This is a genomic window from Mesorhizobium sp. M0909 (assembly GCF_040319515.1).
Taxonomy (GTDB): domain Bacteria; phylum Pseudomonadota; class Alphaproteobacteria; order Rhizobiales; family Rhizobiaceae; genus Mesorhizobium.
In genome coordinates this window covers 108,043-121,987 of the sequence record NZ_JAMYOA010000012.1, presented here as the reverse complement: position 1 = coordinate 121,987, position 13,945 = coordinate 108,043, and the positions used below count along the sequence as shown (strand labels likewise).

Genomic DNA, 13,945 nt, shown 5'->3' with positions numbered 1-13,945 from the left:
CCAGGATTGATGCGGTGCGGCGATCCGTTTTTTTCCCAAATGCGCCTTAATGTCACGACATTGCGCGTTGCACATTGCCGTCGTTCTGGCTAGAGAATGTGCAGCAACCGAAGGTGCTTGGTTTTTGTGCATGCCTGATGTGACCAAATTAGCTTCGCCGCTGGATGTGGGTGGCGTGAGAATCCGCAATCGCGTATTTCTCGCGCCCATGTCGGGCATCACCGACGAACCGTTCCGGCAACGCGCGCATGCGCATGGCGCCGGGCTGGTCGTATCGGAAATGGTGGCGAGCGGTGAGCTTGCAAAGGGCAGGGCTGGTTCCGGCCTGCGCATCCGTCATTCCGGGCTGCCTGTCCACATGGTCCAGCTTGCCGGCCACGAGGCAATGCACATGGCCGAAGGCGCGCGAATCGCGGTCGGCGAAGGCGCCGACATCATCGACATCAACATGGGCTGTCCGGCCAAAAAGGTGACGGGCGGCTATGCCGGTTCGGCACTGATGCGAGACCTCGACCACGCGTTGTCGCTGATCGAAGCGGTAGTCGGCGCGATCGCGGTGCCAGTCACGGTCAAGATGCGGCTCGGGTGGGACGAAGGCGCGCTCAACGCGCCGATGCTGGCGCGACGCGCCGAGCAGGCCGGGGTGAAGATGGTGACGGTGCACGGCCGCACGCGTTGCCAGTTCTATCAGGGCAAGGCCGACTGGCGTGCCATCGCACGCGTCAAGCAGGCGGTCTCGATCCCGGTCGTTGCCAATGGCGATGTCGGCTCGCCGGCAGAGGCCGCGTCGATCCTCGAGCAGTCTGGCGCCGACGCGGTGATGGTCGGCCGCGCGCACTATGGCGCGCCGTGGACGGCCGGCAGCATTGTAGCGGCCGCGCTGGCCGAGCCGGTATCCAGCATGCCGGAAAGCCCGCAAGCGCTGGCCGACTACGTCATTGCCCATTACGAAGACATGCTGGCGCTCTATGGCGTGGAAAGCGGAGTGCGCCAGGCGCGCAAGCATCTCGGCTGGTATCTCGACCGCCACGCCGGCGGCACAAGCGACCACCGGCGCAAGACCATACTCACGTCTTTCGAGCCTGGGCGTGTCATTGCGTTGCTGCGCGACATGTTTTCAACCGCTCCCGAAGCGGCGAACCTGCGGAGTGCGGCATGAACGCCACCGTCACACAGAGCACGGATATGGCGGACGCCGCGCATATTGTGCTCAACACCATTCGCCGGCCGGTAATCATGGTCGATCCGCAAGGTTTCATCACCTTCGCCAATGCCGATGCCGAGGATTTTTTCCGGTCGAGCGCCACGATGCTCGCCCGCAACACGCTGCACAAGCTCATTCCTTTCGGCAGCCCGCTGCTGACGCTTGTCGACCAGGTGCGCGAGCGCCGGGCGCCGGTCAACGAATACCGGGTCGACGTGTCGTCGCCACGTCTCGGCATCGAGAAGGTGGTCGACCTCTACGTCGCACCAGTGACGGAATTTCCAGGCTCGGTCGTGGTGATGTTCCAGGAACGCTCAATGGCCGACAAGATCGACCGGCAGATGACGCATCGCGGTGCGGCACGCTCGGTCACCGGCCTCGCCGCGATGCTTGCCCATGAGATCAAGAACCCGCTGTCCGGCATTCGTGGTGCTGCGCAGTTGCTAGAGCTGTCGGCGTCCGACGAGGATCGCGCACTGACCAGGCTGATCACCGACGAGACCGACCGCATTGTCTCGCTGGTCGACCGCATGGAGGTGTTTTCCGACGAGCGGCCGATCGACCGCTACCCCGTCAACATCCATGTCGTGCTCGACCATGTCAAGGCAATCGCCAAGAACGGTTTTGCCAAGCGAATCAAGATATTGGAGGACTATGATCCATCATTGCCTCCGGTTTTTGCCAATCGCGACCAGCTCATCCAGGTGTTTCTCAATCTGGTAAAAAATGCCGCCGAGGCGATCGGCAGTGATCCGCAGGGCGAGATCATGCTATCGACCGCCTTCCGTCCGGGCATCCGTGTTTCCGTACCCGGGACCCAGGACCGCGTATCGCTGCCATTGGAATTCTGCGTGCGTGACAACGGTTCGGGTGTTTCCGAAGACATCCTGCCGATCCTATTCGATCCTTTCATCACTACCAAGCCGAACGGCTCCGGTCTCGGTCTGGCGCTGGTCGCAAAGATCGTCGGCGAGCATGGCGGCATCATTGAATGCGAATCGACCCCGCGCGGCACCACTTTCCGCATCCTGATGCCGGCGTGGAAAGAAACCCAGTTTGGCACCGACGACGACGGTGAAGGAGACCGCAAATGACCGTTCGCGGCAATATTCTCGTCGCCGACGACGATGCGGCCATCCGCACTGTCCTCAATCAGGCGCTTTCGCGCGTCGGCCATGACGTGCGCGTCACCTCCAACGCCTCGACGCTGTGGCGCTGGGTGGCGGCGGGCGAGGGCGATCTCGTAATCACCGACGTCGTCATGCCTGACGAGAACGCCTTCGACATGCTGCCGCGCATCAAGAAGGCGCGACCGGAACTGCCGGTCATCGTCATGAGTGCGCAGAACACGTTCATGACCGCGATCCGTGCCTCCGAAACCGGGGCCTACGAGTATCTGCCGAAACCGTTCGACCTGACCGAGCTGCTCAACATCGTCAACCGCGCTCTTTCCGAGCCGCGGCGGCCGAAGATCGATACGCGAGCCGACGAGCCGCCGGAAACGATGCCGCTGGTCGGCCGCTCGGCGGCCATGCAGGACATATACCGCATGCTAGCGCGCATGATGCAGACCGACCTGACGGTCATGATCAGCGGCGAGTCGGGTACCGGCAAGGAACTGGTGGCGCGCGCGCTGCATGAGTACGGCCGCCGCCGAGGCGGTCCGTTCGTCGCTATCAACATGGCGGCGATCCCGCGCGACCTGATCGAATCGGAGTTGTTCGGGCACGAGAAGGGCGCCTTTACCGGCGCGCAGAATCGCTCCACCGGCCGTTTCGAGCAGGCCGAAGGCGGCACGCTCTTCCTCGACGAGATCGGTGATATGCCGATGGAAGCGCAGACGCGGCTGCTGCGTGTGTTGCAGCAGGGCGAATACACCACGGTCGGCGGCCGCACGCCGATCAAGACCGACGTGCGCATCGTCGCTGCCACCAACAAGGACCTGCGCACACTGATCAATCAGGGGCTTTTCCGCGAGGACCTGTTCTACCGCTTGAATGTTGTGCCGCTCAGGCTGCCGGCGCTGCGCGAGCGGTCGGAGGACATTCCGGACCTCGTCCGCCACTTCTTCAAGCTCGGCGTCAGTGAAGGCTTGCAGACCAAGCGCATTTCCACCGGCGGCATCGAGCTGATGAAGCGCTACCCATGGCCCGGTAATGTGCGCGAACTCGAAAACCTCATCCGCAGGCTGGCCGCACTGTATTCGCAGGACGAGATTTCCGCCGAGATCATTGAGGCGGAGTTGAAGACCGGCGAAAGGCCTGTCGTTCCAGGTGGCGGCAACCTCATTCCCGATGACCTTTCCATCGGCCAGGCGGTGGAGCATTTCCTGCAACGCTATTTTGCCTCGTTTGCCGGCGACCTGCCCCCGGCCGGGCTCTATCAGCGAATCCTCTCCGAGGTCGAATATCCGCTGGTCCTCGCCTCGATGACCGCAACGCGCGGTAACCAGATCAAGGCTGCCGAATTGCTGGGGCTCAACCGCAACACGCTGCGCAAGAAGATTCGCGAACTCGGCGTCAACGTCTACAAATCGTCCAGGCAGGTCTAGACGAATCCCTTTACGAGCGCTTTCCAGGGGATCGATTGCCGAAAGATTTCCGTCTCGGCCACACTTGTTGCATAATCGCCACAATGCGTTGCATACATCCGACGTAATCACTGGCTCTAGACGGCGACATGGCCCTGCACGCACCGACACTGAGCAAATCGCTTTTCAGCAATACGGGCGCGCGAGACGGTCGCCGGCTGCTTGCGCTGCCGGGCGTGATCGCCATTGCCGGTGCGCTGGTGACGGCGGCGATCTCCTTCGCCATTCTGGTCGGCGCGACGCCGATCACGCCCGACGCGAGGACGACGCTGGCGCTGATTGCGCTTAATGCGGCGTTCGTCCTGTTTCTGATTTTGCTGGTCGGCCGCGAGGTGCACCGCATCCTGATGGCACGACGGCATGGCAAGGCTGCGTCGCGCCTGCATGTGCGCATCGTGGCGATGTTTGCGCTGGTCGCCGCCATCCCCGCCATCATGGTGGCGATCATCGCGTCGATCACGCTCGACATCGGCCTCGACCGCTGGTTCGAGATCCGCACCAAGACGATCGTCAATTCGTCGTTGTCGATCGCTGACGCCTATGTGCAGGAAAACGCGCGAAATCTTCAGGGCACAACGTTGTCGATGGCTTACGACCTCGACGCTTCGCGCACGCTTTATGGCCTCGATCGTACCGGTTTCCTCGACCTCATGAACAAGGAGGCGGTGGGTCGCTCGCTGGCGCACGCAGCACTCATCAAGCCCGATGGTTCCTTCGTCATGAGCGCCAAGACCGACGCGGACTTTGCCATGCCAGAGCCGCCTGAGGGCGCCGTGGCAAGCGCTGCAGACGGCAAGCCGGTGCTGATAGAACCGCGCACCCGCAACATCATGGGTGCCATCGTCAAGCTGCGCGAGATCGACGGCCTCTATCTCTACACCATCCGCCTCGTCGATCCCGAGGTGATCAAGGCGCGGCAGATCGTCAAATCCAACACAGCCGAATATCGCGGTCTCGAAGACAATCGCCGCACCTCGCAAGTGGCTTTCGCGCTTCCCTATCTGTCGTTGACACTGATCATTATCCTGTCCGCCATCTGGACCGGCATTGCGGTGGCCGACCGCCTGGTGCGGCCGATTCGTCAGCTCATCGGCGCGGCCGACGAGGTCGCTACCGGCAATCTCGACGTAGCCGTGCCTGTCCGCCCCTCCGACGGTGACGTCGCCTCGCTCGGCGACACCTTCAACAAGATGCTGATGGAGCTGAAATCGCAGCGCAACGAGATCCTGTCGGCCAAGGATTTGATCGACGAGCGGCGGCGCTTTTCGGAGGCGGTGCTTGCCGGCGTCACCGCCGGGGTCATCGGCGTCGATCCATATGGCATCGTCACCATCGTCAACCGTTCGGCCGAAACGATGCTGGCCATATCCGCGCCGGCAGCGCTTGGGCAGAACCTTTCCGCGGTGCTGCCGCATGTCGGCCGCGTCTTCGAGATCGGCCGCAAATCGGGCAAGCCGGTCTATCGCGAACAGGTTACCTTCTATCGTGCCGGCACCGAACGGACCTTCAACGTGCAGATCACGATTGAAGCCGGCGACGACGGTTCGGAGGATAAGTCCTACGTCGTGACAGTCGACGACATTACCGATCTGGTCCAGGCACAGCGTTCCTCTGCATGGGCCGACGTGGCGCGGCGCATCGCCCACGAGATCAAGAACCCGCTGACGCCGATCCAGCTTTCGGCCGAGCGCATCAAGCGCCGTTACGGCAAGGTCATCACCGAGGACCGTGAGGTTTTCGATCAATGCACCGACACCATCATCCGGCAAGTGGAGGACATCGGCCGCATGGTCGACGAGTTCTCGGCGTTCGCCCGCATGCCGAAACCGGAAATGAAGGCAACCGATCTGCGCGATTCGTTGCGCGAGGCCTCGTTCCTGGTCGAAGTAAGCCGCGCCGACATCACCTTCGAGCGCGTCTTCGGCAATGAGCCGCTCAAAGGCACGTTCGACAGCCGCCTGATGGCGCAGGCGTTCGGCAACGTCATCAAGAATGCTGCCGAAGCCATCGACGGACTTGATGCAGAGGATCGTCCGCACGGCATAATCCGGATTCAAGCCGGGCGTCAGAATGGCGCGATTCGAATCGACGTCATCGACAACGGCAGGGGCTTGCCGCGCGAAAACCGGCAGCGCTTGCTCGAGCCTTACATGACGACACGCGAGAAAGGCACCGGGCTTGGCCTCGCTATCGTCAAGAAGATCGTGGAGGACCATGGCGGGCGACTCGAATTGCACGATGCACCAGCGGACTTCCACGATGGGCGGGGTGCAATGATCAGCATCATCCTGCCGGTTGCCGCCACAGTTCCGATACGCGGCGAGGGCAAGACGGAACACGAAAAAGAAACTGAAAAGGTCGGTAATGGCGTCTGATATTCTCATCGTCGATGACGAGGAAGACATCCGCGAACTCGTCGCCGGTATCCTGAGCGACGAAGGTCACGAAACACGCACGGCGTTTGACGCCGACAGCGCGCTGGCGGCGGTCGCCGACCGAGCACCCCGGCTGATCTTCCTCGACATCTGGCTGCAGGGTTCGCGGCTCGATGGCCTCGCTTTGCTGGACGAGATCAAGACGATGCACCCGAACCTGCCGGTGGTGATGATCTCGGGCCACGGCAATATCGAAACGGCGGTCTCGGCCATCCGCCGCGGCGCCTATGATTTTATTGAAAAGCCGTTCAAGGCCGACAGGCTGATCCTTATTGCCGAACGGGCGCTTGAAACGTCCAAATTGAGACGCGAGGTTTCGGATCTCAAGTTGCGCAGCGGCGAGACTTTCGACCTCATCGGCATGTCGTCGGCAATGAGCCAATTGCGCCAGACCATCGAGCGCGTCGCGCCGACCAACAGCCGCGTCATGATTATCGGCCCCTCCGGCTCGGGCAAGGAACTGGCGGCGCGCGCCATCCACGCATTGTCGGCGCGCAAGAGTGCACCTTTTGTGACGCTGAGCGCCGCCAACATCACGCCTGAGCGTATGGAGATCGAGCTGTTCGGCACCGAATCGAACGGCGTCGAACGCAAGGTCGGCGCGCTGGAGGAAGCCCATCGCGGCATTCTCTACATCGATGAAGTGGCCGACATGCCGCGCGAGACGCAAAACAAGATCCTGCGCGTGCTGGTCGAACAGCAGTTCGAGCGGGTAGGGGGCACCAAGCGGGTCAAGGTCGACGTGCGCATCATCTCGTCGACCTCGCAGAACCTCGAAGCCATGATCGCCGACGGCCGTTTCCGTGAGGACCTTTATCATCGCCTGGCCGTGGTTCCGGTCATGGTGCCGGGACTGGCCGAGCGTCGCGAGGACATTCCTTATCTGGTCGACAATTTCATGAAGCAGATCGCTCGCCAGGCCGGCATCAAGCCGCGTCGCATCGGCGACGACGCGCTGGCGGTGCTGCAGGCGCACAACTGGCCGGGCAACGTTCGGCAGTTGCGAAACAATGTCGAGCGTCTGATGATCCTGGCGCGTGGCGACGATGTCGATGCGCCGATCACCGCCGACCTTTTGCCTGCCGAGATCGGCGACGTCATGCCGCGCACTCCAAACAAGTCCGATCAGCACATAATGGCGCTGCCGCTGCGTGAAGCACGCGAACAATTCGAAAAGGATTATCTGATCGCCCAGATCAACCGTTTTGGCGGCAACATCTCGAAGACGGCAGAGTTTATCGGCATGGAACGCTCTGCATTGCACCGCAAGCTGAAGTCGCTGGGCGTCTGACAGCCAAACCAGTCGTGGCCCACGCAATTATCGGTTACTGCGGTCCTTGGAATCGCATAAGAAAGCTGGGACTTCTTCCAGGGATTTGCCATGCCGCGCATTGCCTATGTTAACGGGCGCTATGTCGCTCACGCCGAAGCTTCCGTGCATATCGAAGACCGTGGCTATCAATTCGCCGATGGCGTCTACGAGGTCTGCGAGGTGGCACGAGGCTTCATCGTCGACATGTCGCGCCATCTCGCTCGATTGAACCGCTCACTTACCGAACTCTCGATCGATTGGCCGATCACGCGCGGCGTGCTGCCGCTCGTCATGCGCGAGGTGGTGCGCCGCAACCATGTCGTCGACGGTCTGGTCTACGTCCAGGTGACACGCGGCGTCGCCAGCCGCGAGTTTTTCTTCCCGCCGGCGGGCACGAAGCCGTCGCTGGTGGTGATCGCGAAAAAAGCCGATCCTGCAGTTGCCGCGAAGCGGGCCGAGAGCGGGATCCGGGTCATCACGGTGCCGGAGAACCGATGGGATCGGGTCGATATCAAGTCGGTCGGGCTGCTGCCGAACGTGCTGGCCAAGCAGAAAGCCAAGGAAGCCGGCGCTCAGGAGGCCTGGTTCGTTGATGTTGACGGTACCGTCAAGGAAGGTGGATCGTCGAACGCGTGGATCATCACCAGGGACGGCGTGCTGGTGACACGGCCCGCCGAGCACGGCATCCTGCGCGGCATCACCCGCACGACGCTGTTCGATGTCGCCGCCAAGCTCGGCCTGAAGATTGAGGAGCGCGGCTTTTCGGTTGCCGAAGCCAAGGCCGCGCGCGAGGTTTTCATCAGCTCTGCAACCACGATTGCCATGCCGGTGGTGGCGATCGATGGCGCTCCCGTCGCCAACGGCCACCCGGGCTCGATAACAGTTTCATTACGGCAGGCCTTTTTTGACGTTGCGGAAAAAAGTCCAGCCTGATAACCGCACAGATGGAATGAACATCAATATATCTCGTTCTGCTTGTCGTTACTGACGGCAAGATGGTGTTTGCGTGCTTGACATGTGCCGGCTAATTTGGCGCATTGGCCTGCAAACCGAAGGGGATCGGCGAAAGACAAGAACAATGGCGGAACGATCGCAAAATCTCCAGGACCTGTTCCTGAATTCAGTTCGCAAGAGCAAAAACCCACTCACCATCTTTCTCATCAACGGCGTGAAGCTGACCGGCGTGGTCACTTCGTTCGATAATTTCTGTGTTCTGCTGCGTCGCGACGGCCATTCCCAGCTTGTCTACAAGCACGCTATTTCCACGATCATGCCGAGCCAGCCGGTTCAGATGTTCGATGGTGAGGAAAGGCAGGGCGCCTGATTGGCACATGAGAAAGACGCGGACCGCAGCGTTCGCGGAAAACCAGCACATCAGACCGGGACAGAGGCCAACGGTCGGACCCGGGCGGTGGTCATCGTGCCGGTGCTTACCCGGCAGCCGCGTGGCGACGACGATACCAATCGTCCGCGCCTGACCCGTTCCGCCGAGGCCCGTCGCGACGAGGCGGTCGGCCTCGCCAGCGCCATCGACCTTGACTTGGTCCACACGGCGGTGTTGACCGTCAATGATCCACGTCCGGCGACCCTGCTCGGCAGCGGCAAGGTCGCGGAGTTCGCCGAGATCGTCAAAGAGGGCCACGCGGAAGTGGTCATTGTCGATCATCCGCTGACCCCGGTACAGCAGCGCAACCTCGAAAAAGAGTTGAACGCCAAGGTGCTCGACCGCACCGGGCTGATCCTGGAGATTTTCGGCGAGCGCGCCCGCACCAAGGAAGGCACGCTGCAGGTCGACCTTGCCCATCTCAACTACCAGAAGGGCCGCCTTGTCCGAAGCTGGACCCACCTCGAGCGCCAGCGCGGCGGCGCCGGCTTTCTCGGCGGTCCTGGCGAGACCCAGATCGAGTCGGATCGGCGTGTGCTGCAGGACAAGATCACCAAGCTGAAGCACGAGCTCGAAACCGTGCGCCGCACCCGCGACCTGCACCGCGCCAAGCGCAAGAAGGTGCCATTTCCGGTGGTGGCGATCGTCGGCTACACCAATGCCGGCAAGTCGACGCTGTTCAACAGGCTGACCGGAGCAGGGGTGTTGGCCGAAGACATGCTGTTTGCCACGCTCGACCCGACGCTGCGCCGCGTGCGCCTGCCGCACGGTACGCCGATCATCCTTTCCGATACGGTCGGCTTCATTTCCGACCTGCCAACGCATCTGGTCGCGGCCTTCAGGGCGACGCTGGAGGAAGTGGTCGAGGCAGACCTCGTCATTCATCTGCGCGACATCTCCGATCCCGATACGGCCGCGCAAGCCGAAGATGTCGAGCGCATCCTTGCCGATCTCGGCGTCGATGCCCGCGATAGCAAGCGCGTCATCGAAGTATGGAACAAGATCGACCGGCTCGACGAGGGCAACCGGGCGCGGCTGCTTGCTGATGGTGCTGACGGCAAGAAGGCACCGCCAATCGCCATATCGGCGGTGACCGGCGAGGGCATCGAAGCGCTGAAGGCGATCATCGAGACGATGATGTCGGGCGAACTGGAGACGTTCACCGTCACGCTCAAGCCCGACCAACTCGCCGTCGTCGACTGGCTTTACCGCAACGGCGACATCGTCTTGCGTGATGACAATGAGGATGGCAGCGTGACCATCGCGCTCAAGGCCACGCACAGCGCCCGGCAGGAGATCGAAAGCCGATTGCGCCGTCAAAACAACGGGTAGGGGCCTTACTTCGCGCTTTTCGCTTGCTGCCAGAGCGCTTCCATCTCGTCCAGCGTCGCTTCTTCGAGGCTGTTTCCCGACGCTTGCAGCGTCCGCTCGACATAGTGGAAGCGCGATCGGAATTTTTCGTTGGTGCCGCTGAGTGCCGCTTCGGAATCAATTTTGAGGTGCCGGCCGAGATTGACGACCGCAAACAGCATATCGCCGAACTCATCCTTGATCGGCGCGCTGTCGCCTTTGGCCAGCGCTTCGCGCAATTCGCCGATCTCCTCCTCTATCTTTTCGAGGATCGGTGCCGCCTCGCTCCAGTCGAAGCCGACGCGGGCGGCCTTTTCCTGCAGCTTGAGCGCCCGGGTCAGCGCGGGCAGCGCGACCGGCACGCTGTCGAGAAAGCCCTTACCATGGTCTTCCGGGTCGAGCCCACGGGTGAGGCGCGCACTGCGCTTCTCCGCCTTTTCCTCTGCCTTGATCTTTTCCCACATGCCCTTGGCCATGCCGGCGCTGCGCGCCTTGTCGTCGCCGAAGACATGGGGATGGCGGCGGATCATTTTTGTGGTGATGGCCTGGACCACATCGCCGAATGAAAATTCGCCGGCCTCCTCGGCCATTTGCGCGTGGTAGATCACTTGCAGAAGGAGATCGCCGAGTTCTTCCCGCAGATCGTCGAGGTCGCCGCGCGCAATGGCGTCCGCCACTTCGTAGGCTTCCTCGATCGTGTATGGCGCGATTGTCGAAAAGTCCTGCTCGATATCCCACGGGCAACCGGTTTCCGGCGCCCGCAGCGCTGCCATGATCTCGATCAGCCGGGAAATGTCTTTCGAGGGTTTCATCTGGGAAACGCTATCCTGTACACGGCTGTGCGGCCAACGGCTTCAGCCGGTGAGGGCGCCTTGTCCACAGATGGGCCGCCAGACCATGATACGAAAGTGGAAGCCGGTTTCCGGAAGATCCTAGTTAGCAAAAGCATCAGTCGAGCACGGAGACGATCGCCTTGGCGAGCGCATCCATGCCGTCCTCGGGCAGCCCGGCAACGTTGATGCGGCTGTCGCCGACCATGTAGATGCCATGCTCGGCGCGCAGCCGCTCGACTTGCGCTTCCGACAGGCCGAGCCGGGAAAACATGCCGCGATGGCTGGCGACGAAATCGAAACGGTCGGAGTTGGACTGCCGGCGCAGCGCCTCGGAGAACTGGACGCGCAGCCGCAGCATGCGCAGCCGCATCTCTTCAAGCTCTGCCTCCCAATCGGAACGCAATGCGGGGTCTTCGAGCACGATGCGCACCGCCGCCGCGCCGTGGTCCGGCGGCATCGAATACATGGCACGTGCCGCCGACAGCATCTGGCCCATCGCCAAATCCGCCTGCGCGCCGTCTTTTGCCATGATCAGCGCTGCACCGACTCGGTCGCGATAGACGGCAAAGTTCTTCGAGCAGCTCGAGGCAACGACCATTTCCGGAACTTTTGCCGCCAGAAGGCGCAAGCCGGCGGCATCCGCATCAAGCCCGTCGCCAAAGCCCTGATAGGCGATGTCGACAAAGGGCAGCAGGCCGCGCTCAACGACAAGATCGGCAATGGCAGCCCATTGCGGGATGTCTAGATTGGCGCCCGTCGGGTTATGGCAACAGCCATGCAACAATACGACGTCGCCAGGATTCGCGGTTCTCAATGCATTCAGCATGTCGTCGAAGCGAACCGCACCAGAAGCAGCGTCGAAATAGGGATATTCCCGTGTCTGCAGGCCAGCGGCGCGCATCACCGGCGTGTGGTTCGGCCATGTCGGATCCGACAGCCAGACCATCGCGTCTGTGCGGGTCCTTTTCAGCAGCTCTGCCACCAGCCGCAGCGCGCCGGAGCCGCCGGGCGCCTGTGCCGCACGAATGCGCGTCATGTCGGCGGCTGGGCCGAACACCAACCTGGCCATCGCCGCGTTGAAGGCGGTATCCCCGGCAAGGCCGAGATAGGTCTTGGTATCCTGGCTGTGCAGCAACCGCTTTTCGGCTTCGCGCACCGCGCGCATCACCGGCGTCTTGCCGTCGCGATCCTTATAGACGCCGACCCCGAGATCGACCTTGTCGGGACGCGGGTCGGCGCGATAGAGGCCGATCAAGGCCAGGATCTTGTCGGCAGGCGCGGGCTGGAGATTTTCGAACATCGATAAGTTTCCGTTGGCGGCGGAGTGATACGCAAACCGGCCGTGCTTTGCCAGCAGTTTCATATGCGCCAACTCGGCGTCGGTTTGCCTCGAGGGCGGCCGATACTATCTGCCGGGCGAGGGCAGGCGCGATATCTCCCAGAGAGAGCGCGGCGAGCCGAAAATTCGGGGAGAGCGGGATTAAAATTCCGACCTGCTCCGTAAACAGGACATGAAACGGCCGATGCCACGCTTCGACATTCTGGGACAGCTCGGTTCACTGCGCCGCTATGCACGCTCGCTGACACGCGACAGCGCCGATGCAGAGGATCTGGTGCATGATGCGCTGGTGCGTGCCTATGAGCGACGCGGCAGCTTCCGCTCCGGCGGAAACCTTCGCGTATGGCTGCTGTCGATCGTCCACAACGCGTTCATCGACGGCTTGCGATCCCGCAAATCCGAAGCAATGCGCATCGAACAGGCCGGCTATCTCGCCGAGGCCAGCGTCCAGGCTGCGCAGGAACATTCGGTCCGTCTGGCACAGGTGCGCGACGCTTTTTTCACATTGCCGGAAGAGCAACGTTGCGCGCTGCATCTCGTCGCCATCGAGGGGCTCAGCTACAGCGAGGCGGCCGAGGTTAGCGGCGTGCCGCTTGGCACGCTGATGTCGCGCATCGGCAGGGCACGTGCGGCACTCCGCGAGATGGAGGACGCGGCACCGGCACGGGCGAAAGGCCATCTGAAGATCGTCGGAGGTCGATGATGAACCAACTGCGCGATCCCGTGACCGACACCGATCTCGACGCCTATGTCGACGATCAGCTGGACGTGGCGCGTCGCATCGAGGTCGAGGCGTTCCTTTCGGCCCGGCCGGAGGCGGCCGCGCGGGTGATGTCCGACCTGCGGATGCGTGACGAATTGCGCGTAGCGCTTGCCGGATCGAAAGGCATGGCGCGGCCCGCGACGGCCGATGCTGCACGGCGGCTGGAGCGGGGATTGGCGCGCGGCCGCGTCCTTGGTGCTTTGCAGCGAGCGGCGGCAGTCGCTGTCTTCGTCGCCGCCGGCTGGCTTGCGAACGGGCTCATCGGACCGATATCGGTGACGGAAGTCGTCGCTTCGACCCATCCGCCCGCCTATGTGGAGGACGCGGTCCGGGCGCACCGCACGACGCTCGTGCGCGAGGCGATGTCGTCGCAACCCGAAGCGCCCGGCTACAATGCCGACGAAATTCGCGCCGCGACGGCGATCATTATGCCATCGCTGCCAGCGGACTGGACGGTCCGGGACGTGCAGATCTACCCATCGCAGTTCGGCCCGAGCGTCGAGATGGCTGTCGAGACGAAAGAGATGGGGCTGGTCTCGTTGTTCGCAATCAGGCCCGGGACATTCGACGTCGTCAAGCCGACTGTCGTTCCCTCGGGCGACGTTTCCTCAGCTTATTTCCAGATCGGCGAGGTCGCCTACGCGGTCGTCGCACGTAGCGACATCCAAGGCATAGATCTCACGGCCGAAGCGCTCGCCAAGACGCTTTACTGATCGACCTTCAAGAAGGAGAACC

Annotated in this window: 12 protein-coding genes; 10 read left to right on the top strand and 2 right to left on the bottom strand. The window is 62.3% G+C overall.

The genetic code is table 11. From position 1 onward, the window contains the following. Positions 1–130 precede the first annotated feature (130 nt). The 8 genes from dusB (at position 131) to hflX (ending at position 10,257) form a co-directional block, all read left to right on the top strand. Positions 131–1,159 carry a tRNA dihydrouridine synthase DusB gene (gene dusB, locus NKH83_RS19615; RefSeq protein WP_352478831.1) on the top strand — a complete coding sequence of 343 codons (1,029 nt, stop codon included), beginning with the start codon at positions 131–133 and terminating at the stop codon, positions 1,157–1,159. Continuing rightward, the gene (locus NKH83_RS19610) at positions 1,156–2,298 is read left to right on the top strand and encodes a two-component system sensor histidine kinase NtrB (protein WP_023675075.1); all 1,143 of its coding nucleotides are present in this window, start codon (positions 1,156–1,158) and stop codon (positions 2,296–2,298) included. The genes dusB and NKH83_RS19610 overlap by 4 nt, the downstream gene beginning before the upstream one ends. Beyond that, a complete protein-coding gene (gene ntrC, locus NKH83_RS19605) occupies positions 2,295–3,755 on the top strand; it encodes a nitrogen regulation protein NR(I) (RefSeq protein ID WP_254817199.1) in 1,461 nt (486 codons plus the stop codon). The genes NKH83_RS19610 and ntrC overlap by 4 nt, the downstream gene beginning before the upstream one ends. A 128-nt stretch (positions 3,756–3,883) precedes the next feature. After that, a complete protein-coding gene (locus tag NKH83_RS19600) occupies positions 3,884–6,169 on the top strand; it encodes a sensor histidine kinase NtrY-like (RefSeq protein WP_352806792.1) in 2,286 nt (761 codons plus the stop codon). Then, positions 6,159–7,520 carry a nitrogen assimilation response regulator NtrX gene (gene ntrX / locus NKH83_RS19595; protein WP_254817201.1) on the top strand — a complete coding sequence of 454 codons (1,362 nt, stop codon included), beginning with the start codon at positions 6,159–6,161 and terminating at the stop codon, positions 7,518–7,520. The genes NKH83_RS19600 and ntrX overlap by 11 nt, the downstream gene beginning before the upstream one ends. Positions 7,521–7,610: 90 nt before the next feature. Continuing rightward, a complete protein-coding gene (locus NKH83_RS19590) occupies positions 7,611–8,474 on the top strand; it encodes a D-amino-acid transaminase (protein WP_352478833.1) in 864 nt (287 codons plus the stop codon). 145 nt (positions 8,475–8,619) lie between these two features. After that, positions 8,620–8,865, top strand: coding sequence for an RNA chaperone Hfq (gene hfq / locus NKH83_RS19585; RefSeq protein ID WP_352806788.1), 246 nt, complete (start codon positions 8,620–8,622; stop codon positions 8,863–8,865). Next, on the top strand, positions 8,866–10,257 hold the full coding sequence (gene hflX, locus NKH83_RS19580; protein WP_352478834.1) for a GTPase HflX: 1,392 nt from the start codon (positions 8,866–8,868) through the stop codon (positions 10,255–10,257). A gap of 5 nt (positions 10,258–10,262) precedes the next feature. On the opposite strand, the gene mazG is transcribed toward hflX, so the two are convergent. Both mazG and NKH83_RS19570 read right to left on the bottom strand, forming a co-directional pair. Continuing rightward, a complete protein-coding gene (mazG, locus tag NKH83_RS19575) occupies positions 10,263–11,087 on the bottom strand; it encodes a nucleoside triphosphate pyrophosphohydrolase (protein WP_352478835.1) in 825 nt (274 codons plus the stop codon). A 136-nt stretch (positions 11,088–11,223) separates the two neighbouring features. Then, positions 11,224–12,408, bottom strand: coding sequence for an amino acid aminotransferase (locus NKH83_RS19570; RefSeq protein ID WP_352478836.1), 1,185 nt, complete (start codon positions 12,406–12,408; stop codon positions 11,224–11,226). Between the two features lie 211 nt (positions 12,409–12,619). Here NKH83_RS19570 and NKH83_RS19565 point away from each other — a divergent pair, with 211 nt between their 5' ends. Together NKH83_RS19565 and NKH83_RS19560 are read left to right on the top strand one after the other, a co-directional pair. Next, positions 12,620–13,150, top strand: a complete 531-nt coding sequence (locus tag NKH83_RS19565; RefSeq protein WP_352876799.1) for a sigma-70 family RNA polymerase sigma factor — start codon at positions 12,620–12,622, stop codon at positions 13,148–13,150. Then, positions 13,150–13,923, top strand: a complete 774-nt coding sequence (locus NKH83_RS19560) for an anti-sigma factor family protein (protein WP_352478838.1) — start codon at positions 13,150–13,152, stop codon at positions 13,921–13,923. The genes NKH83_RS19565 and NKH83_RS19560 overlap by 1 nt, the downstream gene beginning before the upstream one ends. Positions 13,924–13,945 lie beyond the last annotated feature (22 nt).

What these genes read in the sequence shown, in the direction of transcription:
- mazG (WP_352478835.1), bottom strand. Translation starts at nt 11,087, where the DNA reads ATGAAACCCTCGAAAGACATTTCCCGGCTGATCGAGATCATGGCAGCG.
- dusB (WP_352478831.1), top strand. Translation starts at nt 131, where the DNA reads ATGCCTGATGTGACCAAATTAGCTTCGCCGCTGGATGTGGGTGGCGTG.
- NKH83_RS19600 (WP_352806792.1), top strand. Translation starts at nt 3,884, where the DNA reads ATGGCCCTGCACGCACCGACACTGAGCAAATCGCTTTTCAGCAATACG.
- NKH83_RS19565 (WP_352876799.1), top strand. Translation starts at nt 12,620, where the DNA reads ATGAAACGGCCGATGCCACGCTTCGACATTCTGGGACAGCTCGGTTCA.
- NKH83_RS19590 (WP_352478833.1), top strand. Translation starts at nt 7,611, where the DNA reads ATGCCGCGCATTGCCTATGTTAACGGGCGCTATGTCGCTCACGCCGAA.
- NKH83_RS19560 (WP_352478838.1), top strand. Translation starts at nt 13,150, where the DNA reads ATGAACCAACTGCGCGATCCCGTGACCGACACCGATCTCGACGCCTAT.
- NKH83_RS19570 (WP_352478836.1), bottom strand. Translation starts at nt 12,408, where the DNA reads ATGTTCGAAAATCTCCAGCCCGCGCCTGCCGACAAGATCCTGGCCTTG.
- hfq (WP_352806788.1), top strand. Translation starts at nt 8,620, where the DNA reads ATGGCGGAACGATCGCAAAATCTCCAGGACCTGTTCCTGAATTCAGTT.
- ntrX (WP_254817201.1), top strand. Translation starts at nt 6,159, where the DNA reads ATGGCGTCTGATATTCTCATCGTCGATGACGAGGAAGACATCCGCGAA.
- NKH83_RS19610 (WP_023675075.1), top strand. Translation starts at nt 1,156, where the DNA reads ATGAACGCCACCGTCACACAGAGCACGGATATGGCGGACGCCGCGCAT.
- ntrC (WP_254817199.1), top strand. Translation starts at nt 2,295, where the DNA reads ATGACCGTTCGCGGCAATATTCTCGTCGCCGACGACGATGCGGCCATC.